Genomic DNA, 23,003 nt, shown 5'->3' on the forward strand with positions numbered 1-23,003 from the left:
CCTGAGCCCCAGTCATATCCGAACACGTCGAGCCTGAACCACGGTGCGCACTAGGCTTTTGCCATGGCCAACATCATCGAATTCACTGGTCCTGTGCTTGTGGCAGGAGACGACCAACGGCACGGGCTGTGGTCCGTCGATGGCAAACTGACGTTCGAACGTCCCGTGACGCCACCCGATTCCGTGCTGGATGGATGGGTCCTTCCCGGTTTTGTTGACGCCCATTGCCATATTGGACTTGGCGTTGGCGGGGCGGTTGATGAGCAGACGACTCTTGCCCAGGCGCAAGCGGACCTTCAGGCCGGTACGTTGCTGATCCGCGATGCTGGGTCGCCCAGCGACACGCGGTGGGTGCAGCAGCGCCGAGACCTGCCCCGACTCATCAGGGCAGGCCGCCACATCGCCCGGAGCCGGCGTTACCTGCGTGGCTTAGGCCACGAAGTGGAGCCGGACGAACTGGTGGAGACGGTCCGCAAGGAAGCCCGGGACGGGGACGGTTGGGTCAAGATCGTCGGAGACTGGATCGACCGCGACGCCGGTGACCTTGCAGCTTCCTTTCCCGCGGACGTGGTCCGGGATGCCATAGCGGCCGCCCATGACGAAGGGGCCCGGGTGACGGCCCACTGCTTCGCTGAAGACACCATCGACGACATGCTCGACGCCGGAATTGATTGCATTGAACACGCCACCGGCCTCTTGCCGCGGCACATTCCCCGTCTCGTTGAGCAGTCCGTCCCGATTGTTCCTACGTTGGTAAACATCGCGACTTTTCCGGATATCGCCGCCCAGGCTGCCCCGAAGTTTCCTGGGTACGCCGACCATATGACGCGTCTTTGGGAGCGACGCCGTGAGCGGGTGTTGGAGGCTTTTGAAGCCGGCGTGACGATCTTTGCGGGAACGGATGCCGGCAGCGTGATCAAGCACGGCCGGATAGCGGATGAGATGCAGGAACTGCACGACGCCGGCCTGCCGCCTGCCGCCGTCCTCGACGCCGCCTGCTGGCGGGCCCGAAAGTGGCTGGGAGCCGAAGGAATCAGCGAAGGTGCCAGTGCCGACGTCGTGGTCTGCCGTGAGGATCCTCGCCAGAGGATCCGTACCGTCGGGAGCCTGAACCATGTTGTCCTGCGAGGAAACGTAGTCCGCTAGGAATAAATTGAAGCTTCAAGTAATTTAGATAGGTAGAACGTGCCGAAGGGCGGCCACCTATGAACCGGGAGCTTCACATGACCACAGCATCAAGCCAGGACCTCCTTCCTGCCGAACTCACCATGGGCACCGTCATGCTCAAGGTTGGCGACATGAAGCTCATGAGTGACTACTACCTAAGGGCTCTGGGCCTTGAGGTTGTTGCCGAGCAGGACGGCGGACTTTACTTGGGGCGGCTGGGGAAGCCGGTGGTTCACCTCGCACCCGCCGCCGGCCTGCAGATTCCGGGTCGCGGCGAAGCGGGACTTTTCCATACGGCCATCCTTTTCCAGGACCAGCCGTCCCTTGCGGCCACGATCGCCACGGCCGCCGAATATGAACCACGCGCATTTGTGGGCAGTGCCGACCATCTGGTGAGTGAAGCGTTCTATTTCACTGATCCCGAAGGCAATGGGATTGAGCTCTATTACGACAAGCCGCGCGATGTCTGGCAGTGGGATGGCAAGAATGTGGTTATGGACAACGTTGCTTTGCCGCCCCAGCGCTTCCTCCAGCAACACTTGAGTGAGGCTGCCGTGACTGGCCAGCGGGAAGCCGCTGCCGGCGTCGGGCACGTGCACCTCCAAGTAGGTGACGTGCAGACCGCCCAGGATTTTTATGTGGACACGCTGGGTTTTGAGAGGACAGCGGGCTGGCATGGGCAGGCGTTGTTTGTTTCCGCGGGCGGCTACCACCACCATATGGCGATGAACGTGTGGAACAGCCGCGGGGCCGGGCCTCGCCGGGATACCCTGGGCCTGGGCGAAGTCCTGATCGAGGTTCCATCTGCCGATGACGTCGCCGCACTGGCTGACCGGCTGAAAGTTGCGTCCGTGGCGAACCACCATACGGGCCTGGAACTGCAGTTCGAAGACCCCTGGCGCAACAAGCTGCGCGTGGCAGTGCGCTAAGCGCCCTGGCGGGAAGCGCCGTCGCACTGGCTTCCGAATGCAGGGGTCGGGACTGCACTAGGCTGGGCATTGACGGTATTTGCCCCTTGGGCCCTTGCCGCCGCCCCGTCAGCACGAAGGAATGAGAGTACTCTCCATGGGCTTTGCCGAAATTTTTGTAGCCACCCACGATGAAGCACTCAAGAGGGCGGCTGCCTTGGATCGGGGCGCCGACGTTACCGGCCCCGCCGTCAGGATTGATGGCATCACCGACTTTGAGGTCGAGCAACTGGGGGACCTTGCCGGCAAAGCCGTCCACGCTGCCGGTGCAGACTACGAGCTGGCGCTGGTGGACGTCACCAGCGACGCACTCCTTGGCGTTCCGGAAGCGATGGTGAGGGCACTCGCCGAGCTGCTGACGTATGAAAGCGAAGGTGACGGGAACGTTCTTGACGACGTCGCCGCGGCGTGGGCAGCGCAGGACGACATGCCTTTTGGTGCGGACGAATCACGTCAGTACGTGCAGCAGTTGGCCGCCTTGGCCACTGACGTGGAAAAGGCGGAGCGGTCAGGACTCTACGTCTGGTCTGTCTGACCGTTGGGGCCGGGAGTGGCGAAAGTCGTAATTACTTCCGGCATCTGGCACAATGGTCAGGTACTTGATTGGCGCGGCCCCTCTCTCCGTGCCCAAATCTTGTCCTATGGAACCCCCAAGTATGGCCCGCCCCACGGGTGCAGAACGTTGGGTTCAACCCCGTTTCAGAAACAGGAGTGACCACAAAAGTGGCCGTAAAGATTCGCCTTAAGCGCTTCGGTAAGATGCGCGCACCGTACTACCGCATTGTCGTCATGGATGCCCGCGCCAAGCGCGATGGCCGTGCCATTGAAGAAATCGGCAAGTACCACCCCACCGAAGAGCCGTCGTACATCGAGGTCGCTTCCGAGCGCGCCCAGTACTGGCTTTCCGTTGGCGCCCAGCCGACCGAGCAGGTTGCCGCGATCCTCAAGATCACCGGTGACTGGCAGAAGTTCAAGGGCCTGCCGGGCCAGGAAGGCACCCTGAAGACCAAAGCTCCGAAGGAAGCCTTCGTAGCCCCGGAGAAGGGTTCCGTCATCATTCCGGAAGCCATCACCAAGAAGGCCAAGAAGGACGAAGCCGAAGCTCCGGCCGAGGCTGAAGCAGAGACCACCGAGGCTGAGTAAATTGCTGGCAGAAGCGCTCGAGCACTTGGTCCGTGGGATCGTTGACAGCCCTGAGGATGTCAAGGTCAGTGCCAGGAACAACCGCCGCGGGGAATCCCTTGAGGTGCGCGTTCACCAGGAGGACCTCGGACGGGTGATCGGCCGTCAGGGACGTACCGCACGCGCATTGCGCACTGTGGTTGCAGCCTTGGCAGGTGGCGAGCAGGTCAGGGTCGACGTCGTCGACACCGATCGTCGCCGGTAACGCGCTCAGCAATACTTGTCTTAGATCCGGCCCCTTCACCGAATATGGTGGAGGGGCCGGATTGCTTTATCGATCATTTCACTTCCGCCGCTGCCCGGCAGCGCGGGCACAACGAGAATTCAGAGGAACCCATGCAGCTCCAGGTGGCCCGGATCGGCAAACCCCATGGCATACGCGGCGAGGTGACGGTGCAAGTGCTCACCGACGCCCCCTCCGAGCGCTTCGTCGCTGGAACCGAATTCGTCGTGGAGCCGGCCTCTGCGGGCCCGCTGACCATCCGCAGCGCCAGATGGAACAAAGACATCCTCCTGCTCGGCTTTGAAGAGATTGCAGATCGCAACGCCGCCGAGGCAATCCGTGGTGCGAAGCTCTTCGTCGAAACCGAAGAACTCGATGACGAAGACGACGAAGGCTGGTATGAGCACGAACTCGTTGGGCTGGAGGCGCGGGTTGGCTCACAGGTTGTGGGCAAAGTTGCCGCGCTGACCACACTGCCGGTTCAGGACTTGTTGACGGTCAAGACCGAGGAAGGGAAGGAAATTTTGGTTCCCTTCGTCGATGAAATCGTGCCTGAGGTCAACATCGAGGACGGGTTCATTCTCATCACACCGCCTGCTGGTCTCTTCGAAATCAACGATGACACGGCCGAGGAGTCCAAGGACGGCGCCGGGGATGATGCCTGAATGAGGATCGATGTCGTCAGCATCTTCCCTGAGTACCTTGCCCCACTTGAACTTTCGCTGATAGGCAAGGCCCGCCAGGATGGGCTCCTGGAACTTAACGTCCACGACCTCCGTACGTTCACCACTGACAAGCACCGGACCGTGGACGACACTCCTTATGGGGGCGGCGCCGGAATGGTGATGAAACCCGAGCCGTGGGCACAGGCGCTGGAATCGGTTGCCGGGGTTCGTGAGGGCACCAAACCTGTCCTGATCGTGCCTTCGCCGGCAGGGGAGAGATTTACCCAGGCCCTTGCCTACGAGCTCGCCGAAGAGGAACAGCTGGTCTTTGCCTGCGGTCGGTACGAGGGAATTGACGAGCGCGTCATCGACTGGGCTCAGGAGCACTTCACGGTACGGCCGGTCAGCCTTGGCGACTACGTTCTCAATGGCGGCGAAGTTGCTGTCCTGGCCATGGTTGAAGCAATCGGCCGTTTGCTTCCAGGCGTGGTGGGCAACCCCGAATCGCTCGTTGAAGAATCCCACTCAGACGGACTCCTGGAGTATCCGGTTTATACCAAGCCATCCTCATGGCGGGAGAACGAAGTGCCTCCGGTCCTGCTCAGCGGCAATCACGGGAAGATCGCGCAGTGGCGGCGTCACGAACAGTTCCGGCGCACTGCCGAGCGCCGTCCGGATCTCCTTGAACACTTCGACGCCGGTCAGCTGAGTCGAGCGGACCGCAACGCACTCGCGGACCTGGGTTACGACGTCGTGGATGGTCGCCTGCGCCGCCGTACGGAAAGCAACACCTCATAAACGCGACTGTAGTACCCGCTATCCGCCGTCGGGCATTGCGAGTCCGCTTAGTTGGCCGGATGCTGCGGCATGTGGCAGAATTAACCCTTGTGTCTGCTGGGCTAGCACCTGCCACAGGGGGAGTGAAGCCAACAGCCGGACAACCCGGTGCCGCCAATCAGTGGCGGAACCGGACACCAAGAAACTTCGGCGGAGATTTCCGGTTGGCTTTGTGCCGCGGGCTTGTCTGCCGTAACCCAAAGTGGATGACCTGTGGCGTTCACCAGGAGTGGATTAATGCATATCCTCGATAGCGTAGATGCAGCCTCGCTGCGTAACGATGTTCCCGAGTTCCGCGCGGGTGACACCCTCAAGGTTCACGTCAACATCATCGAAGGCAAGAACTCCCGTGTCCAGGTATTCCAGGGCTTCGTCCTGGGCCGCCAGGGTGACGGCGTTCGCGAAACCTTCACCGTGCGTAAGGTTTCCTTCGGCGTCGGCGTAGAGCGTACCTTCCCGGTACACTCCCCGATCATCGACAAGATCGAGGTCGTCACCAAGGGTGACGTCCGTCGTGCCAAGCTTTACTACATGCGCGCACTGCGCGGTAAGGCTGCGAAGATCAAGGAAAAGCGCGACTTCGCCAAGTAAGTCCAGCGACTTACGCAACGGGTCCAGGATTCGTGCCCGGTTCGTTCCGGAGCAATCCGCAACGCAACAGGGATACGAGTCATGGACACATCAGAACGCCAGCCCCGGAAACAGGGCTGGCGTTTTGTTTTGCTGGCATTGGTCCTTGCCATCGCAATCAGCGGCCTGGTCCGCTCCTTGTGGATCGACGTCTACTACATTCCTTCCGAGTCCATGGAGCCGCTGCTGGGCACCGGGGACAGGATCCTGGTTTCGCGCACGGCATTCACCGCCGAGCCCATCCAGCGTGGAGACGTCGTTGTCTTTGATGGGCGCGGATCGTTCGCCCCGCTCAGCAGTGGTAAGGGTCCCCTTGTTGACGCGGCTGCTGCAGCGAGTCAGTGGTTCGGGCTCACGGGAAGCGACACCACATATGTGAAGCGGGTGATTGGGGTTCCGGGTGACCACGTTCAGTGCTGCTCCTCCGAAGGGCGCCTCACAGTGAACGGTCAGGTACTTGAGGAAGCCTATGTGTACCCCGGGGACGAACCCAGTAAACAGAAGTTCGACGTCGTGGTTCCCCAGGGCCGGCTCTGGCTGATGGGCGACCACCGATCCCGCTCTGCTGATTCCCGCGGATTGCTGGGAGCACCCGGTGGGGGAATGGTCCCGGTTGACCGGGTGATCGGCAGACCCGTCCAGATTATCTGGCCCCTTGATAGATTTGCAGAGGTGCCTCGCTCCGCGCAGGCCGAACCATCGAAGAACGGACAATAAATGCCGGACAAAGTTCCCGAGAATCCCGAGCGGCACGACGACGACGCGCGGCTCTCGGACGGAACGGGTGGCGTCGCCGGAGTGGCTGAGCCCAGCCCGGTCGCTGACGCTGCTGTCGATACCGGCAACAAAACCGACGAGGCCGAAAAGCCCCGCAGGAATCCTGCCCTTGGATGGCTGAAGGAAATCGTCACGGTCGTGGCCATTGCCGTAGTGCTCTCCTTCCTTATCAAGACGTTCCTTTTCCGGGCGTTCTACATTCCTTCTGAATCCATGGAAAGCACCTTGGACGTGAATGACCGCATCTTCATCAATCTGCTGGTGCCGGAGCCTTTCGCCTTGGAACGGGGCGACGTGGTGGTCTTCAAGGATTCGCAAGGTTGGCTGCCGGCAGTTCTGAAAAAACCGGCAGGCCCCCTTGATTGGGTAGGCGACACTTTGGAATTCGTGGGGTTGGCCGCTGACGACAATGAGCAGCACTTGGTCAAGCGCGTGATTGGGCTTCCGGGTGATCACATTTCCTGTTGTGACACGCAGGGGCGGGTCAGCATCAATGGCACACCGGTGGACGAAACGTACATCAACCCCGCGGAAGTGCCCCAGCCCAACCCGTTCGACATCATCGTTCCAGAGGGCAAGGTCTGGGTCATGGGAGACAACCGCAACCACTCGGCTGATTCCCGTGCGCACCAGGAAGTCAATGGTGGTTTCATTAATATCGAGGACGTTGAAGGCAAGGCCACGGTCATAGCCTGGCCCGTCAACCGGTGGACGGTGCTGGACAATTACCAAGGTGTCTTCAAGAACGTTCCTGCGGGCACGTCAGGAAAGTAACGGCCATGGCAAGCACCCGGCTGAAAACCAAGACACCAACCGAAGTTCCGACCCTGGACGTCGAGCGTTCCTTCCTGTCTCCCCGGGTGCGTTTGCTTGCCGGCGTGGACGAGGTCGGCAGGGGCGCGCTGGCCGGCCCTGTCAGTGTGGGAATCGCCGTGGTCAATCTCGAGGATCATGCCCTGCTGGCGGACGTCCGGGACAGCAAGTTGCTCAAGCCCGAGGACCGCGACAGGTTGGAGCCTTTGGTCCGTGACTGGGCTGTAGCATCCGCAGTTGGACATGCGTCCGCCCGGGAAATCGATGACGTCGGCATCATTGCCGCACTGCGCCTGGCGGGAACGCGTGCCTGGTTTGAGATTCTGGCCGGTGGCATCACACCTGACGTGGTGTTGTTGGACGGCAGCCACAACTGGCTTTCTCCGGAAGTTCAAGCTTCACTGTTCGATACCGCATCCGCAGGACCCTGGTGTGAAGCTCCAGTCCACACAAAGGTAAAAGCAGATATGAGCTGCCTCAGCGTTGCGGCTGCGAGTGTTTTGGCAAAAGTAGCCCGCGATCGAATCATGGTTGATCTCCACGCTGAAGTACCGGCCTACGGCTGGAACGAAAACAAGGGTTATGCCACAGCAGCGCATCGCGAGGTGATCAGGCTGCAGGGTCCCAGTGCCTATCACCGGACAAGCTGGAACCTGACCGGGCCGGACGTGGACTAACAGCCTGCTGGGCAGCGTCTGTCCTGCGGATGGCGTCCGGTGCGCGGCAGATGGTGCAAGATGGAACTATGAGCGCCGAGGACCTTGAGAACTATGAAACCGACATGGAGCTTCAGCTCTACCGTGAATACCGGGACGTTGTCGGTTTGTTCAGCTACGTTGTCGAAACTGAGCGGCGTTTCTACCTGGCCAACCATGTTGATTTACAAGCCCGCAGCGCAGACGGCGAAGTCTATTTCGATCTGACCCTGCAGGATGCCTGGGTTTGGGATGTTTATCGTTCAGCCCGCTTCGTGAAAAATGTCCGGGTCATAACGTTCAAGGACGTCAACGTCGAGGAACTTCCACGCAATGAAGATCTTGCGTTGCCCAAGGATGGTGGCCTCGGGGATCTGGGAGACCTCGGTAACTAGCACCTGCAGCCTGCGGGTACTCTCCCTCAACAAGCGAATGATGTGACGGGTTTACCCACATAGCATCAGGGCTGTCTGTCACTAGCCGCTGCCAGCGTCAAAGCTGGATAGCGGAGGTGATGCTCATGAGAGCAAAAGACATACTTGGCCGTAATGGCGAGGCGTTGGCGGCAGGATTCCTGGAACACCAGGGCATGCGGATCGTCGATCGCAATTGGCGGTGCGCCGATGGTGAAATCGACATCGTCGCACTGGAGGGTGACACCCTGGTGGTCGCGGAAGTAAAGACCCGCAGCAGCCTGGATTATGGACATCCCTTTGAGGCCGTAGGTCCGGCCAAGCTGGCACGCCTGCACCGACTCGCTTCGTCGTGGTGCCGGGAGCATGAAGTGAATGCTCCACGAAAGCGCATTGATGTGGTGTCGGTCATCCACGACGGCATCGGGGATCCCCAACTGGAACACCTGAGGGGTGTTGGCTGATGGGGGTCGGGCGCAGCTACTGCATTGCCCTGGTTGGACTCAACGGTTACATCGTGGAGGTAGAAGCCGACATTGGCCAGACGCTCCCAGCATTCGTGATCCTGGGACTACCCGATGCCGCCCTTAACGAGGCCAAAGAACGAATACGCTCCGCGGCACAAAACTCGGGAATTCCTCTGAGCCGGAGGAAGATCACCGCAAATCTCATTCCAGCATCCTTGCCCAAACGTGGTTCGGGCTTTGACCTGGCCATCACCATGGCTGTTCTCCGTGCTGCCGAGGACATTCGTTCGATCGATGGAACAGTCTTCATTGCCGAGCTTGGTTTGGACGGCCGGCTTCGGCCGGTGAGGGGCATCCTCCCGGCAGTGATGGCTGCCGTCCAGGCGGGGTATCCGGAGATCGTCGTAGCCGAAGCAAACGTCGCCGAGGCAACGTTGGTTCCGGGGGCTCACGTCAGGGGATACCGGACTCTCGCCCGGCTCGCCTACGACTTCGGTGCGGACCCCAAGGAACTCGCCCTGGACTATGATCCACCCGGCGCTGATCCCGGTGATGAAAACGATGATGCAGCGGGCATCGTGCCTGATCTTTCCGATGTTTCGGGGCAATCAGAGGCCCGGCGCGCGCTGGAAGTCGCAGCTGCAGGCAGCCACCATATGCTCCTGACCGGTCCACCGGGTGCCGGTAAGACAATGCTCGCAGAGCGTTTGCCGGGGCTCTTGCCGGACCTGGGAGACAAGGCAGCAATGGAGGTTACTGCCATTCACTCCCTGGCGGCGGTCCGTTCATCAACCGGCACGTTGCTCCGGAGACCCCCGTTCGAGAATCCCCACCACAGTGCTACTGCAGCTGCCATCATCGGCGGAGGCTCGGGGCTTCCCCGTCCGGGTGCTGCCTCCCGGGCACACCGTGGGGTCCTCTTCCTTGACGAGGCTCCCGAGTATGAACGACGCGTCCTGGATGCCCTCCGGCAACCCTTGGAGAGCGGCGAACTGGTCATTCACCGTTCGGCAGGGACAGCAGCTTACCCCGCTCGGTTTCAACTGGTCCTGGCAGCCAATCCTTGCCCATGCGGCAAAGCCTCGGGCAAGGGGATGGACTGTACCTGCACCGCAATAATGCGCAGGCGGTACTTCGGCCGAATATCCGGTCCTCTCCTGGATCGCGTCGACATACAACTCCAGGTGGAACGCGTCTCCCTTGCCGATTTTGGACAAGCCGGTACGGAAGAGGGAACGGTCGCCGTCGCAGGACGGGTGCTGGCTGCGAGGCAGAGGCAAGCCGAGCGCCTGGGGGCGTTCGGCATTGAGACCAATTCCCAGGTGCCGGGACGCACCCTGCGCGGGGAACTGAGGCTGGCACCGGACACCACCCGCATCCTGGACACGGCCCTGGAACGAGGCATTCTCACTGCCCGAGGCTACGACCGCGTCCTTCGCTTGGCGTGGACACTGGCAGACCTGGACCATAGCAAGATTCCCACTGCAGATCACATCGGACAAGCGCTCGGCCTCCGGCAAGCAACGGCGACGGCATGAAGGACAACGTGACAAAGGACGAAGTGACAACGGAACGCACAAGCGCAGCCGTGTTGGGAAAACAGGAAAAGGAAAGGCTTGCACGGGCAGCATTGGCGCGTCTGATGGAACCACAGGATTCCGTGGGGCTCGCCTTGGTTCATGCTGTTGGAGCCGTTGACGCGCTGGGTATCGCGACGGGAGAACTCGCTGCCGGCCCACGCCTGGAACAGGAGATTTCCAGCTTACTGACCGAAAGCGGAGGCCCGGCTTCCTGGCCGGGGCTCACGGCCAGCAAGCGACGCTGGGCCCCACGTGTTCCGGACCTCGCGCCGGACCGTGACCTGGAGACGATGAAGAGGCTCGGTGGCCGCCTGATCGTTCCCGGCGACGAGCTATGGCCTGAGCAGTTGTCGGACCTCGGCCTCCAGGAGCCTTTGTGCCTGTGGTGGCGGGGACACGAGCAGCCCCTTCCCTCAACGCGCCAGACCATCGCGCTGGTGGGGTCCAGGGACAGCACGAGCTACGGAGCATCTGTGACCGGGGACCTTGCCTACGGTTTGGCCCAACGTGGGTACTGCGTTGTTTCCGGGGGAGCCTATGGCATTGACGCCCACGCCCATCGTGGTGCCCTCCGAGGTGGGATGGCAAACGTACCGACCATTGCAGTCATGGCTGGGGGAGTGGACCGCTTCTATCCCTCCGGGAACGAGGACCTTCTTCGTGCTGTGGCCAACCAAGGAGCCGTGATTTCCGAGGTTCCACCCGGATCCGCTCCTACAAGGTACCGATTCCTGCAGCAGAATTGTAAAATATATGTGCTGGGATTAACGCAAAAGGCCCCCAGCAGGAGCCAGGGGCCTTTTTCGGACTACGAGAGGCGCTTGCTAGCCGCCGCGCTGAGTAGTTCAGCGCGGTCTTGGCAGAACTGGTCCCAGTCGTCCGTGAAGAGAGAATCTGGAAGCAAGGCGTGCTTCTGGATTTCGCTGACGTCAGTAGGCATCAATTTGCGGTAATCCGACGGCGCCTTAGCCAATATCGTGCGATTATCCACACGACTAATGAACGCCAAGTTGGCAAGCCGGTTGATCTGTGAAGCCTCGTTGGTAGTCCCCGAGTCGATCAGATACTGCCTCGGGAAGCAGTGATGGTACTCCTTGCGATTCGGTTCCGAGAGAACCTTGTCAAGGTCGACCTCCTCGCCACTAAGGAAAGTCTTGGGGCGTTCCGATGCGAGAAGCAGGATGAGGCATTTCGAAGCCACATTTGCCGCCCGGAAGGCGTGATCCATAAAGAACTCTGGTCCCACGGTGACCTTGATCTGGTCGAGTGAGGACGAGTCGCCGTTCCGGAGTTTAATAGCCTCCTCGACGTCCGAGCGCACGTTGCGCAGTGGGTTCCCGCTGTACCTGTGCGCAAACGAAGTTCGCCAGAACCAGCGTAGTATCACTTGGCGATCCCCATCTGGCATGGGGCTGGACTGTTTCTGCGAAAAGTACGCAGCCAAAGGGATCAAGAGGGCTTGGTACGGCAGGAACTTCAGGTGTCGCACCAAAAGGTTTCGCCGTAGAAAATCGACAGACAGTTCGAGGGCTTTGGCCACGGTCGCGAACTGAGCTCGAACTGTTGCACCATTGACATTGATGAGCGCAGTCGGCGAAGGATCGCCTACTAGGATCGCCGAGCAGCATCGCAGCATCAGGTCATTATCGGAGCCAACCTCCCCGAATCCGAAGTCGTCGAAGGTTTCCGACAAAGTATCGAACTGCTGTTGCAAGTCAAAATCTTCGCTCCAAGTCCAAGCTGTTAGCAGCTGGAACATGTTGAGTTCGACGCCCAGGCGGTTGACTCGTTCGAAGACGATGGCCACGCTGGTGCGGTCTTCACTTTCAAAAGTCTGAACGGGAATCAGCGTAGTTACGAAACGCTGCTGGACCTTGACGATCTCCTCGTAAAGATCCTCGGGGAGCTTCTGTGCATTCCGAGAGAATGCAACTGGGTTGAAAAAGGTCTTCAGCGGGAAGTGACGCGCTGGATCTACATCGTCCACGGCCAGCGCCACAAACCTGGATTCTTGTGCATCGGCGGCCGCTTCGAAGTCGTAAAAGATCGGAAGCCATACCTCCGGATCTTCGTCATCTCCCGCAATATTGTTCTGGAACGTGGCAAAGATGGAAGTGATCCGTTGCTGTCCGTCCAGAACGTAGTCAATGGGGTAATGCTTGGCTGGAGGTGGTAGTTCGAAGCCGCCTAGCTTTTGTTCCGTTCGTAGGCTGTTTGCTGTCCGCCACAGAAGCACGGAACCAAAGGGAAAGCCTTTGTAGATACTGTCCATTAGTAATGCGGCCTGCTGCGGCTCCCATACAAAGTTCCGTTGGAACCCCGGAATGCGCAGCTCGCCCAACTGTATCCGCGAAATGATTCGGTCGATTGTTACTGGATCGCTCAATTTTTCCCCAAGTTTGATCTATATGTTCTGCCACTCTACTTGAGCTAGGCGAAGCCTTTGGCTCGCGAAAGAGTGTTAGATGGTTACGTTACGAACCGAGAGATTCACCGGTCCCTGTTCCGTGGCGAGGACTAGACGGTGATAGCTCGCTAGCTGCCCTGCACGAAACCCGTTTCTTTGAACAAAGCTGACCGGCATCAGCTCTGCACTGAATACACATGGCCCCTTGGTCGCCGTCAGAGCCTCTCTGATCCCGCTGGCTGCAAGGTCATCGGCGAAGGCCCAGGAACTTGTCGAAAGGGTCAGTTCGCCGAGGGTGGGCTTGGCGCCGAGGGTGAAGACGAGTTCGATGCTTGGCTCAATGAGCTTGGAGCCATGAAAGCTCCAGAAGACGATGCGCTCCTTCAGCGCTTCAGGACCTGCCACAACAATCTGTACAGGCGAGTTCACCTTGAAAACTTCAAGTCGGATGCCAGCTTTGGTGATTACCTCCATCTTGTCCTCCTTCAGTTCCGGTTTCGGTTGTTGCCGAACTGGATACAGCAACGTTAAAGGTCTGCAGCGCGGGAGTTAGGGAGTGGGTAATCGCCAGAGCTCATAGAGCCGAGGCTAACTTAGCGTTCCCAGTGATTGGGCCGATATCCACCGACGTAACGTATCGCAAGGTCTAGTAGCTCCTTGTCGCCTGGAGAGAGCGAACGGGAGTCGACGCCATTGATTGCGTCAGTGAGGGCGGTCTCCGATCCGTATAGTTCAATGAGGACGTCCCAAGCGAGGGTGGGAGTCCGCCGCACGGCATTGGAGCCCACAGACTGACCGAGGCTATCCGACTTGGCACTCCTCAGAAGGGCTAGCGTAAAGGCATCGCCTTGCCGATTGTTCAGCGATGGCAACTCGTCGTCTAGACGCTTCGGTAAGTACAGCAGTTGTAGTAAGTCCACCTCGCTGATGAGATTCTCAGTCGGAGTCTGCGAAACTTCGTTTGACAGTGCCGCCCCGAGTTCAGCGGCAACTGCCTCGCCGACTAACTCATGGCCGACGTTTTCCCAGTGGCCAATCATGCTGAGAAATTGGAACTTTGCACTTAGCGTCTTCAGCTTCTCCAGAATCTCCCTAGCGGCCGATTCTCGTTCGTCCTCGGTCTTCAGAACCTTCATCAATCGGAGACATGCTCTTATGACCACCATTGCTGCGCCAAGGTCAAAGAACTGACGAGGGCGCTCAGGCAGATCCGGATACAGGTTGAGTAGTGTCACCGAAGCGGGAACCACCGCGCCAGCAGGAAAGTCCTCTTCAAACGCGACTAGTGATGAAATTACGCTCTCTTGCTCAACGGGTTGGACATCGCGGAGATACTCATCAAGGGCGTCCCCGTCCTTGAACATGCTGAACGCTACTTCGGCCCGCTCAAACGATGTCAAAGTAACAGAGCCAGATCTTTCCAAATAGAGGTTAAGAATTTCGCCGTGAGCCACGACTCGTTTTTTCAGCCAGGCATTTGACCAATTCGCTCCGTAATTGGGGCTGCCGAGATGGCTGGCGGCAGCAGGGAAAATTCTACGAATAAGTGATTCTGCCGCTTCTTTGTCAGATTTTGCAAGGGCTAAGAATGAATCAATATCCGCATTCTGTTGGGAAGCTGGACCTTCACCTTGATATGATCTGGCTGATGTAAGGGCAATGCGGATTGCAGCGATTTTTGCCATGAGGTCGGGCCGGAAGACGCGGATTGCCTCTAGAGCAAGAATGTCGACAAGCTCGACTCGTTCCTTGAGTGCCGCTACGGCCAAGTGGGATGATGACGCATAACGTCGAACGTCTCGCATGTTCCGGACGAAGGGCAAAATTACTTCGGAAAATACATCGGCCCATTTTTCCGTATCGAAGCGGTTTACCCCACCTACGTCATCTATTACCTGTGTAAGGGCTACGGCGACTTGCTGCTGTAGCACGCTAACGGGAATGGCAGGCAAGTCAAAGCTGGTCTGCACAATCTTCTCTAGGTAGTCACGTCCCGGCATACCCGTCTGGGAGAGAGCGTCCTCAACTCGGAACCGATCATATGCAAGGACATAGACTACTTTCGGAAAGTTCGCTGTCAAGCGAACTAGTTTGAAAAGATCTTGTACTTCTACGCTCGTGAGTCTGTCTATGTCATCGATAAACACCAGTAGAGGCTCACTAAGCTCACTGAGGGCGTTGCTTAAGTTTGTCTTTTCGGTCAGCACGCTACCCTTTGATTTATCTAGTATCTGTTTGGTAGCTCCGGTAAACTCCTTCAAGTTCTTGAGGGCCGGTCCTGCAAAAGGAACCCACGAGAAAGGCGCGAGAAGTGTGCTGTATGTGTCGAGCGACGTAACGATTTTGTTGAATTTGCTCTTGTTATTCAAACTAAGCTGCGCGGATAACTCTCGGAAGAAGATCTCAACGAGCTGATTAGTGCCAGTGAACATCCAAGGGTTGAAATCGATGACAATTCGTTCTGTACCCATCGACTCCTTCAGTAAGGACAAAAAGGAGGTCTTACCAGAGCCCCATGGCCCGTTGAGTGCGAGAACATGCCCATGCTCCGCCGGTAGGACACGCAGAAATTCTTTGAGTTCCTCCGCTAGTTTGTATCGACCTAGAAGATCTTCGGCCTTACCGCTGATCGGATTGTCACTAATCGGCACGGCGCCCTCGTTTCGTGAGTGGGTAAGCTCCTGCGACCGGCAACCGGGGTTTCCGCCGAGAAGCCATGAATCGGTTGTCCGAACTCTATCCTCTCAGCGGGCACTCTTTGTCCAGTTATCACTCCGTATATGAAGTGTCGGAGTCCGAGACATAAGCCCATAGACTCGCGACTCAGAAGGCTCTACGACTCCGTTGCGCCGTATAGGCTCAACGGTACGGGCAAGTTGCAGACAAACAGGCGGGGAACTCACATGGCAAAGCGACTCTTGTACACGCGAGCAGACGGCAAATGGGCCTGGCACTTGGCTGCCGACAATGGCGAGATTATCGCAGTCGATGGCAGCCAGGGATACGAAAACGAGGACGATGCTCGATCCATGGCAGATCGCATCATCAGTGGTGAGTTTGCTGATGCAGACAAACGGATTCAAAAGCCAAAGTAATCAGTTAAACGCAGAAGGCCCCTCTCCGCTCGGAAACTCTTTTCTGGGCTGCGGAGGGGCCTTTTGTTACAGCGGCTTCGAGCCGCTCTGTTGGCGGGATTCCCACCGTGAGCGCCGCGTCTTGAGCTTTGTGCAACGGCGGCAAATCGAGTTTCGTCGCCCTCCGGCCCGCCGCCGGAACTGGGACACGAGGCGCGGACCACATTGCGCGCATTCTTTGGTTTCAGGGACCACAGGCATTGAGCTGATTCCTCTCATTGGACTAGTGCTTTGGACGGGGTCCGGCAGCGCGGGCATGGGCTTCCGCAGTGCGCCGGACAAGGCTTGCCGCTGCTGCAATGTGCTGTGCCAAGGATGATTCCTGGCGGGTCGCTCGTGCGGCTTCCCAGCTCGTCCCGTGCAGCGGCAGAGCACGAACCGCGTCCGCTGCTGCCCGGACGATTCCTACGTCGGCGACCTCGGCGGGACTGAGTTTCAGCGGGGCCAGGGACTCTAGCGACGCCGAGCGGAGGGGCAGGGCGGGTGGAAGCTTTCGTCGTGCCATTACTTAGACCACCGTGCGCGGGCAGCCTTACGGGCGGCGCGGGAAACGGAAGGGCGGACGCCGTTTTCTCCTGGCGTTTCGCTGTCTTCGAGCCGGAGGTCGAGGAGCCCGAGGAGGCGGACCAGGATTGCCCGTTGCTGGCGGGCTTCAGCGAGTAGAGGGGACGGCCGTCCGCCGACGACAGGGCCGGTCGAGCGGATCTCGTCCTCGATGATGCGGAGGGTATCGATCGTTTCGGCGGCCTGCAGCAGGGCGGCGAGCTCGGGAAGAGTGAGCTCGAAGTCTTCGAGGGCGGCAACGTAGAGACTACGGCCCGCGTCGCCGAGGTGGGCAGGTATTTCAGTCATCGGGAGCCTTTCGGTTAGAAGCCGCGCACTCGGCCGGGGCCGTGGGTGGCGGTTGTGGAGCTGTGAGGTGTGTCGTGGCCTTCATGGTCAGGGGTAGCGCCCCGGAAGCAGTCCCAGCACTTACCGAAGCCGCGCCGGGGGAAGTCGGAGACGTAGAGGAGTCGGCCGCAGGGGCCGGTGCAGCGTTGCAAGATTGGTTCCTTGGGTTTGAGGGTCGATAACAGGGCATTTGTGCTCGAAAACACGGCACGCACGCTTTGCCAGCGGCGCTATGCCTTATCGGACGCAAGAAGGGGGCCGGGGGAGGAGTCACCCCCCAGGTGTCGAGGCGCCGACGCCGGACAGCGAAGGCGCCTCGTTGCAGGGCAAGGTGTTTACACGAGGTCGCGAGTGATCGCGCAGTCAGCATTTGCGTTGAGCGTTCCCTAGGCGCCGACTGCGGCCGCTTGGTAGCGGGTCAGTCCCTCGACTGATAGTTCCGGCGCAACTGCGCGAGCTTCTCCTCGATAGCCTGGTCCCCTCGGTCTGCTGGGCATGCTGGCTTCAGATCTGCACGCCGGTCGCGGCACGTGATCAGGACCGGCTTGGCATTCCTCGCCGGGTGGAATTTGCCGCACCCATCGGCGCATGGCACGAGGTACCGAATCGCCGGGATTGCCGACGGTTCTGCGGCCTTGGCTCTGGCTTCGGTTACGGCATCCTTGGGTTCGGCGCGGCGGTTGTTGCGCTCCGCGTGCTGCTCTGCGATCTGCTCGGTCAGCCGAGCGCGGATGTTCTGTAAGCGAATGTCCTCGGGAAGCGCCCGCCAATTCTTATGTGAGAACGGCTTACGGAATGCGTTCGGGGCGATCCGATGATCAACGCCAGCGAATCGGGCGAGCCCGCCCATACGCTTCTCGACGTCGCGGAGGACTGAGGCAAGAACAGGGGCTGCGGTGTTGTTGGTTTCCAAGGTAGGACAGACGGGCTTTCTGTGAGGATGGGGACGCCGAAGGGCTCCGGGTGCTGAGTTCCCGGTGCCCTTCAGTCGTTGTCTGGTTTAGGCGGTGCGAGGGGTCTACCGGGTGAGTGCTGCCTTAGCGATCGCGTCCGGGTCGAAGCCGTTGCCGCTGGCGTCTAGGTCGCGGGCCCGCTGTGACTTGATGACTTCATAAAGTGCTTCGGGTGTCACGTCCTCGGCCCGGGCTTTGCGGCGGATGAGTTCTTTGGTTTTTTCATCGAGGTCTTTGAAGTCCTCGGGGAGCTTCGTTTTGCGCTTGGCGGCGTTGACGATGTCAGTGATGTTGTAGCGTTCCATGGTCAGTTTCCTTTGAGAGTCTTCGTGTGGGGTGTGATCGCTGAGGGGACGGCGATGGCCGTTAGTTCTCGGTGTTGTGGGCGATGATTTCCTGGCGTCGTCCTCGTTCGCGGGTGGCGGCGATGGCACGCTGCTCCTTGGCACGCGCATCCTCAAGGCGCTGGGCTTCAATCTCTTCGGCGGTGAGTACCTTGCCGCCGTCTGCCACGACCTGCACGGAGTCCGTTGGGAAGTCGGATACTAGCTGCGCCAGGAAGTATCGGGCTTGACTGATGCGGCCGTCACGGTGTGCGTGACGTTGGGTGTGCTTGTGGAACTCGTGCGCCGAGGGATGACCCGCGCTGCCGTAGAGGCTGTCACGCTTCGTGAGGGCTGTCTCCAGGGCGGCGTGAGCTTCGATGGCGGCCTCGTGGGCTTCGAGTGCGCCCTTCGCGGCGCGGCGGCGGGTGTCGTCGGGCTTGGGATTGTTCCAGACCAGATTGAGGTAGTCCATGCCGAGCTTCTTGGCGGCCAAGGCGTTTCGCCTCAATTCGAGATCGATTTGCGCCCGTCGCCGGGTGAGTTCGTCGTCGCGATTCTGGTCGTATTCGTAGGCCGGGTGCTTGGATTGGCGAAGCTTGGAAAGTTCCTGGCCGAGCTCCCTGCGTTCGGCGTGGAGCGGGGCGGCTGCTGAGTTCTGGGCTTCAAAGGCCGCGAATGCCTCGTCGGCGCCAGGGATGAGGGCTCGCTGGTCGGCGTTGGGGTGCTGTCGGTTGTTGATGACGGCGATGCCGTCGTAGACGTTCATAAAACCCGACAGTTCGGAGCGGGGGATGGTCAAAGGTATTTCCTTTCTTGGGGGTTACCGGCGCGGGGATTACGCCGAGGTTGTGGGCGCCGCTCGGGCGATTGCCTTCGCGGCTAACTCGTGGGGCTTCATGCCGAATCGTCTGGGGGACGAGCCGGCCTTTTCGGTGGGCGGCTCACTCGCCGAGTAGACGGCGGGCGTCGCGGGCAAGCTGGGCGATCAGCATAGGGTCGGCGCCGTTAGCGAGTGCGGCGCTCTGCTGGGTAAGGATCTCGCGCGCTCGGGCGACCCGGCTGGCGCGCACCGCGCGGGAACGGCGCTGACGGCATCGCTCAGAGCATGTTTCGCGGCGGCCTGTGAGGGGCTGTTTCTTGCAGACTGGGCAGAGCATAGGGTCGCTCCTCTCGGCGGGTCGGTCGTAAAGGCAATGTCACGGTTTTATGGCTAGAAAAGGCCGGTCGATATAGGCGAACCGGCTAGGAGCATGGCGACGGGCGGAGCGCTCACCCGGTGGAAACATGCCGGGGAGGCTCGACGCCTGTCGTGGGTGGCCGCTCTGTATCCCCGAGGAGCCACAAGAGGGGAGTCGTGTCCCTATCTATAGAGAGAGCCAGGGACGCCGTTTCTGCTCACCGGCGAGCGACTTTTCTGGAAAATTTCGCCGGGAAGGGCCGGTGGCCGGTGGCGGGCGTCGCCGAGAAGGGCCAATGACGGAACCATGACGAAATGACGGAAGAAACGTCATTTCCTATTGGGGCTTTAAGAGAGAGAGTCTTTAAGAGGAGATAGAGAATGACGAAAGAACCGTCATTTCGTCATAGTTTCGCCATGTCGCCCGTCAGTTGCCCTCCTCGGCGCACGAAAAAGGCCCCTGCCCGGTTCGGGCAAGGGCCTTCAGAGCGTTTACACGCGGTCGGAATCTTCATCGCCTGACACGAGACGCTCCTCCTCCGCGCGCACGGTCCTCTCGGCGTCGGTCAGAAGCCAGCGCCGAAAGTCGGCTGCATCGGGCTTGTACGTGAGTTCCATCGGGGGACCAGTGCCGTAGATCCTGTCGCTGGCGTGGTTTGTATCCTTAGTCGTCATAGCTCCTATCCGGCGAGTCAGGGTTCAAATGGGTGGCGAGCTTGTGCTCGATCCAGACGCGAGAGATCTCCCTTCCGGAGCGAACCTCAATGTAGAGGAGAGCCCTCACGATCTCGCGCTGTTTGTCGAGGTCGAGCTCGTCGAAGCGAGCCAAGACGGTCTTTTTCATGTCCGCGAACTCGGCCATGCTGACTTCGGACTTCACTAACAGGCCGTGAGCTATGTCTAGCAAAGCGGAAGCGGCGCCTTTCTCAGACCTTGCTCTATCTAGTTCTTGTTCGATTGATTCCCTGGCCGCCTTCAACTCCATCAGGCGGGCGCGGGCGATGGTCTGAGGTATGAGTCCTTCGTCTCGGTCCGCAAGAGTAGCGGCTACGTGAGCGACGTTCTTCTCATGAGCTGCAATCAGGGCGGGAATATTCGATCCATTCGGTGACGCGGGAAAGAGGCCAGAACCGCCAGTGATGAAGGCTTTGGCGATTTCGTCCAGAACGACGGGTTCCACGATCTTTTTTAGGATGGAGACGTGAGAAAGATCTGCCTTGCAAAGGTAGGAGCGCATGTAGGTCATTGGCATTCCACACTCGCCGCAGTGCATCAGCCCGGACAGGAGGTGTCGCGGTTTGGGGCCGGGACTCGTCTTCCTTGCAGGATCGCTGAGGATCGCGACAACTTCGGCTGCCAATTCGGCCTCAACGATTGGAATAACAGTGTCGGAGTCAATCACAGAGCCTAGATGGCGGACGCGGCCGGTGTAGTGAGGATTCTTTAGAATGTCGGTGATGCGTCGAGCGCTCCATTCCTTGCCAGGGGACGGACTAATGCCCTCGGCCTCCAGCCATTTGACGGCGGATCGGATAGACCCCCCTTCCGCTACGTGTGTGAAAAGACGGCGGACGATCACCGCTTCCGATTCCCTGGGCGTGATCCCGTCGCTTTCGTAGCCGTAGCGCCGACGTCCCGGAATGGGACGACCGCTGGCAGCGCGAGACTCGTTTGCACGCTTCTGACGCTCGCTCTTGCGGCGGACCTCGAAGCGGGCGATTCCGGCGAGCATGGTTGCGCGAAACTCGCCGTCGGCCGTCGTGAGGTCGATTTCGCCGTCGACGGTAAGCACGCGGGCGCCGGAGTCAGCGATCGCGATCATGTCGCGCGGCGACCGCAGGAGCCGGTCGATGTCGACGGAAACCACCACGTCGCCCGGTTGCAGTTCCGAAAGCATTTGATGCCATGCCGTGCCAGGGCCTCGCTCTTTGGCCGCGCTCGTATCGTTGTCTTCGTAGATCTTTCCGACGCTCCAGCCACGGGCCTCGATGAGGGACGTGCACCGCTTCTTTTGATTGGCGATACCTTCCGCCACGTCCTCGGACTGGCGGGCGTAAATCGCCGCTGTAGTGTGTAAACGGGTCATGCATCTAATTGTAGTTTCTGGCAGCGAAACCGCCTCATCGCTGCGCTGGCGGCTGTCACGGTGGTGGTGGAAGCACGATGGCGCTCAGGCGCACTGAACACAGCCCACCACGCCGAGAGCATAGGGAGGGTAGTGGCAACTGTCCCCGGATCCATTCACAGTGCGAATTCGGCTGGTTGCCATAGGCTGCTCCGGGATGGCGGGGCGATCTGTGTGACGGACGTCGGAGAAATTGCTGAACTGGCCGGCCGGAACGGCGAGGTGATGGTCTCCGAGAAGGATTCGCCGGCCGCACCGCATGATGGCTTGTCCTTGGAAGACCTGATTCTCCTGGACGCCTTGCCGCTTCGATCGGCAAGTTCCGTGGAGAAACTCACGGTCGTTGCAGGCCTCAGCCCGGACTCTGTGCGTGCGGGCTTGGGTCGATTGGGACTGCTGGGTCTCGCATCCTCTGAACGGGGAGCCTGGAAGCGCACGAAGAATGCGTAGGGCGGACGAGCAGCGAAGCATGTTGATACGCAGCGACGGCCCATGTTGCTGGCAAAGTTGGAAGGGTGGACGCAGAGTCATTGCCAGCATCGCTAAAGAGCGCAGTTGAGGGTTTCGAACGCTACCTCCACGGTGAACGCGCGAGGTCGGCACATACTGTCCGCGCATATCTTGCAGATGTGCACAGCCTTCTCGGATTCGCGGTCCAGGAGGGAATACGCGATCTCGATCAATTGGAGTTGGGTTCACTCCGCCGATGGCTGGGTGCACAAAGTGAAGCCGGGATGGCCCGGTCAACTCTTGCCCGCCGTGCCGCCACGGCCAGGTCGTTTACCAAGTGGGCTCTGAGGGAGGAACTCATCGCCACGGATCCGGCCATTCGCCTGCAAGCTCCTAAACGCGGGAAATCGTTGCCTGGAGTCCTCCAGCAGCAGCAAATTCTCAGGGTCGTGGATAGCCTTGACGCTGCTGCGGCAGATGGAGGTCCTCTGGCACTCCGGGATCGTGCAATGGTGGAGTTGCTGTACGCAACCGGCGTGCGCGTTGGGGAGCTGGCCGGGCTGGACATCGATGACATGGATCCGGATAGAAGGACCCTCCGTGTCATTGGCAAGGGAAACAAGGAGCGTACCGTTCCTTTCGGAGTTCCAGCTGCCCTTGCCATCGACGATTGGCTTCGCCGGGGACGCCCGGCGCTGGTAACTGCCACGAGCGGTCCGGCTCTGTTCCTGGGCGTGAGGGGAAAGCGCGTCGACCCACGCCAGGTCCGTGCCGTTGTAGCAATCCTGCTGCAGGAACTGGGCGATACCGCTGCAACGGGGCCCCACGCCTTGAGGCACAGCGCCGCAACCCATTTGCTGGATGGTGGAGCTGATCTTCGGGCAGTGCAGGAAATTCTTGGTCACAGCAGCCTTGCCACTACCCAGATCTACACCCACGTTTCCGTGGACAGGCTTCGGAAGAGCTACCGGCAGGCACATCCCCGGGCCTGAAAATGACGGCCAAAGAGTTGCACTGGCGGAAATGGGAAGGGTACGGCAAAATGAAAGCACCACGGCCGAACCTTCAATTTAGGGTTGAGGGTTCGTTTCGTGTCACAATCAAAGAGTCTTAGCTAATTGAA

At 59.8% G+C, this 23,003-nt stretch carries 26 protein-coding genes and 2 pseudogenes; 18 read left to right on the forward strand and 10 right to left on the reverse strand.

The window, feature by feature from the left end; all coding sequences use genetic code 11:
- The first annotated feature begins 63 nt into the window (after positions 1 to 63).
- From ABIE18_RS10320 to ABIE18_RS10390, 15 genes and pseudogenes are all read left to right on the forward strand, one after another.
- A complete protein-coding gene (locus tag ABIE18_RS10320; protein ID WP_499722604.1) occupies positions 64 to 1,146 on the forward strand; it encodes an amidohydrolase family protein in 1,083 nt (360 codons plus the stop codon).
- A gap of 77 nt (positions 1,147 to 1,223) precedes the next feature.
- Entirely contained in the window at positions 1,224 to 2,096 is an 873-nt protein-coding gene (locus ABIE18_RS10325; RefSeq protein WP_499722605.1) for a VOC family protein, read from the forward strand.
- A gap of 136 nt (positions 2,097 to 2,232) precedes the next feature.
- Positions 2,233 to 2,670 carry a hypothetical protein gene (locus tag ABIE18_RS10330; protein ID WP_216924134.1) on the forward strand — a complete coding sequence of 146 codons (438 nt, stop codon included), beginning with the start codon at positions 2,233 to 2,235 and terminating at the stop codon, positions 2,668 to 2,670.
- A 188-nt stretch (positions 2,671 to 2,858) separates the two neighbouring features.
- A complete protein-coding gene (gene rpsP, locus ABIE18_RS10335) occupies positions 2,859 to 3,278 on the forward strand; it encodes a 30S ribosomal protein S16 (RefSeq protein WP_017199647.1) in 420 nt (139 codons plus the stop codon).
- A gap of 1 nt (position 3,279) precedes the next feature.
- Positions 3,280 to 3,522 (forward strand): RNA-binding protein, encoded by a 243-nt coding sequence (locus ABIE18_RS10340; RefSeq protein WP_144659985.1) that lies wholly within the window; start codon positions 3,280 to 3,282, stop codon positions 3,520 to 3,522.
- Positions 3,523 to 3,653: 131 nt separating this feature from the next.
- Positions 3,654 to 4,205, forward strand: coding sequence for a ribosome maturation factor RimM (gene rimM, locus ABIE18_RS10345; protein ID WP_499722607.1), 552 nt, complete (start codon positions 3,654 to 3,656; stop codon positions 4,203 to 4,205).
- Positions 4,206 to 5,003, forward strand: coding sequence for a tRNA (guanosine(37)-N1)-methyltransferase TrmD (trmD, locus tag ABIE18_RS10350; protein ID WP_499722608.1), 798 nt, complete (start codon positions 4,206 to 4,208; stop codon positions 5,001 to 5,003).
- A 276-nt stretch (positions 5,004 to 5,279) separates the two neighbouring features.
- A complete protein-coding gene (rplS, locus tag ABIE18_RS10355) occupies positions 5,280 to 5,633 on the forward strand; it encodes a 50S ribosomal protein L19 (protein WP_014922079.1) in 354 nt (117 codons plus the stop codon).
- An 81-nt stretch (positions 5,634 to 5,714) separates the two neighbouring features.
- Positions 5,715 to 6,389: a signal peptidase I gene (lepB, locus tag ABIE18_RS10360; protein ID WP_499722609.1), complete on the forward strand. Its 675-nt coding sequence runs from the start codon at positions 5,715 to 5,717 to the stop codon at positions 6,387 to 6,389.
- Positions 6,390 to 7,223 (forward strand): signal peptidase I, encoded by an 834-nt coding sequence (gene lepB, locus ABIE18_RS10365; protein ID WP_499722610.1) that lies wholly within the window; start codon positions 6,390 to 6,392, stop codon positions 7,221 to 7,223.
- Positions 7,224 to 7,228: 5 nt separating this feature from the next.
- Complete coding sequence (rnhB, locus tag ABIE18_RS10370; RefSeq protein ID WP_499722611.1) at positions 7,229 to 7,939, forward strand: ribonuclease HII; 711 nt, start codon at positions 7,229 to 7,231, stop codon at positions 7,937 to 7,939.
- Between the two features lie 68 nt (positions 7,940 to 8,007).
- A complete protein-coding gene (locus tag ABIE18_RS10375; protein WP_216923842.1) occupies positions 8,008 to 8,352 on the forward strand; it encodes a DUF2469 domain-containing protein in 345 nt (114 codons plus the stop codon).
- Between the two features lie 116 nt (positions 8,353 to 8,468).
- Positions 8,469 to 8,834, forward strand: coding sequence for a YraN family protein (locus tag ABIE18_RS10380; protein WP_477515165.1), 366 nt, complete (start codon positions 8,469 to 8,471; stop codon positions 8,832 to 8,834).
- Positions 8,834 to 10,375, forward strand: a complete 1,542-nt coding sequence (locus ABIE18_RS10385; RefSeq protein ID WP_477515166.1) for a YifB family Mg chelatase-like AAA ATPase — start codon at positions 8,834 to 8,836, stop codon at positions 10,373 to 10,375. Before ABIE18_RS10380 ends, ABIE18_RS10385 begins: the two co-directional genes overlap by 1 nt.
- A gap of 104 nt (positions 10,376 to 10,479) precedes the next feature.
- A pseudogene (locus ABIE18_RS10390) lies at positions 10,480 to 11,178 on the forward strand (DNA-processing protein DprA); the annotation flags it as partial.
- Between the two features lie 47 nt (positions 11,179 to 11,225).
- Here the strand turns inward: ABIE18_RS10390 and ABIE18_RS10395 are convergent.
- The 3 genes from ABIE18_RS10395 to ABIE18_RS10405 form a co-directional block, all read right to left on the reverse strand.
- The gene (locus ABIE18_RS10395) at positions 11,226 to 12,803 is read right to left on the reverse strand and encodes a GmrSD restriction endonuclease domain-containing protein (RefSeq protein WP_499722612.1); all 1,578 of its coding nucleotides are present in this window, start codon (positions 12,801 to 12,803) and stop codon (positions 11,226 to 11,228) included.
- A gap of 75 nt (positions 12,804 to 12,878) precedes the next feature.
- The gene (locus ABIE18_RS10400; RefSeq protein ID WP_499722614.1) at positions 12,879 to 13,298 is read right to left on the reverse strand and encodes a hypothetical protein; all 420 of its coding nucleotides are present in this window, start codon (positions 13,296 to 13,298) and stop codon (positions 12,879 to 12,881) included.
- Between the two features lie 119 nt (positions 13,299 to 13,417).
- Positions 13,418 to 15,475, reverse strand: coding sequence for a KAP family P-loop NTPase fold protein (locus ABIE18_RS10405; RefSeq protein WP_499722616.1), 2,058 nt, complete (start codon positions 15,473 to 15,475; stop codon positions 13,418 to 13,420).
- 252 nt (positions 15,476 to 15,727) lie between these two features.
- Here ABIE18_RS10405 and ABIE18_RS10410 point away from each other — a divergent pair, with 252 nt between their 5' ends.
- A complete protein-coding gene (locus ABIE18_RS10410; RefSeq protein WP_499722618.1) occupies positions 15,728 to 15,919 on the forward strand; it encodes a YegP family protein in 192 nt (63 codons plus the stop codon).
- 262 nt (positions 15,920 to 16,181) lie between these two features.
- Here ABIE18_RS10410 and ABIE18_RS10415 read toward each other — a convergent pair whose 3' ends face one another.
- The 7 genes from ABIE18_RS10415 to ABIE18_RS10445 form a co-directional block, all read right to left on the reverse strand.
- Positions 16,182 to 16,463, reverse strand: a complete 282-nt coding sequence (locus ABIE18_RS10415) for a hypothetical protein (RefSeq protein WP_499722620.1) — start codon at positions 16,461 to 16,463, stop codon at positions 16,182 to 16,184.
- On the reverse strand, positions 16,463 to 16,810 hold the full coding sequence (locus tag ABIE18_RS10420; protein WP_499722621.1) for a hypothetical protein: 348 nt from the start codon (positions 16,808 to 16,810) through the stop codon (positions 16,463 to 16,465). Before ABIE18_RS10420 ends, ABIE18_RS10415 begins: the two co-directional genes overlap by 1 nt.
- 457 nt (positions 16,811 to 17,267) lie before the next feature.
- Positions 17,268 to 17,762 (reverse strand): hypothetical protein, encoded by a 495-nt coding sequence (locus ABIE18_RS10425; RefSeq protein ID WP_499722622.1) that lies wholly within the window; start codon positions 17,760 to 17,762, stop codon positions 17,268 to 17,270.
- A gap of 105 nt (positions 17,763 to 17,867) precedes the next feature.
- Entirely contained in the window at positions 17,868 to 18,107 is a 240-nt protein-coding gene (locus ABIE18_RS10430; protein ID WP_499722624.1) for a hypothetical protein, read from the reverse strand.
- A gap of 61 nt (positions 18,108 to 18,168) precedes the next feature.
- A complete protein-coding gene (locus ABIE18_RS10435; RefSeq protein ID WP_499722625.1) occupies positions 18,169 to 18,927 on the reverse strand; it encodes a hypothetical protein in 759 nt (252 codons plus the stop codon).
- An 870-nt stretch (positions 18,928 to 19,797) separates the two neighbouring features.
- Complete coding sequence (locus ABIE18_RS10440) at positions 19,798 to 19,980, reverse strand: hypothetical protein (protein ID WP_499722626.1); 183 nt, start codon at positions 19,978 to 19,980, stop codon at positions 19,798 to 19,800.
- A complete protein-coding gene (locus ABIE18_RS10445; RefSeq protein ID WP_499722628.1) occupies positions 19,970 to 21,391 on the reverse strand; it encodes a recombinase family protein in 1,422 nt (473 codons plus the stop codon). The genes ABIE18_RS10440 and ABIE18_RS10445 overlap by 11 nt, the downstream gene beginning before the upstream one ends.
- A 15-nt stretch (positions 21,392 to 21,406) precedes the next feature.
- Here ABIE18_RS10445 and ABIE18_RS10450 point away from each other — a divergent pair.
- Positions 21,407 to 21,880 (forward strand): annotated as a pseudogene (locus ABIE18_RS10450) (DNA-processing protein DprA); the annotation flags it as partial.
- Positions 21,881 to 21,945: 65 nt separating this feature from the next.
- Entirely contained in the window at positions 21,946 to 22,872 is a 927-nt protein-coding gene (locus tag ABIE18_RS10455; RefSeq protein WP_499722629.1) for a tyrosine recombinase XerC, read from the forward strand.
- Positions 22,873 to 23,003: the final 131 nt, after the last annotated feature.

Source organism: Arthrobacter sp. 2762 (assembly GCF_040548745.1).
In the GTDB taxonomy this organism is placed as follows: Bacteria; Actinomycetota; Actinomycetes; order Actinomycetales; family Micrococcaceae; genus Arthrobacter.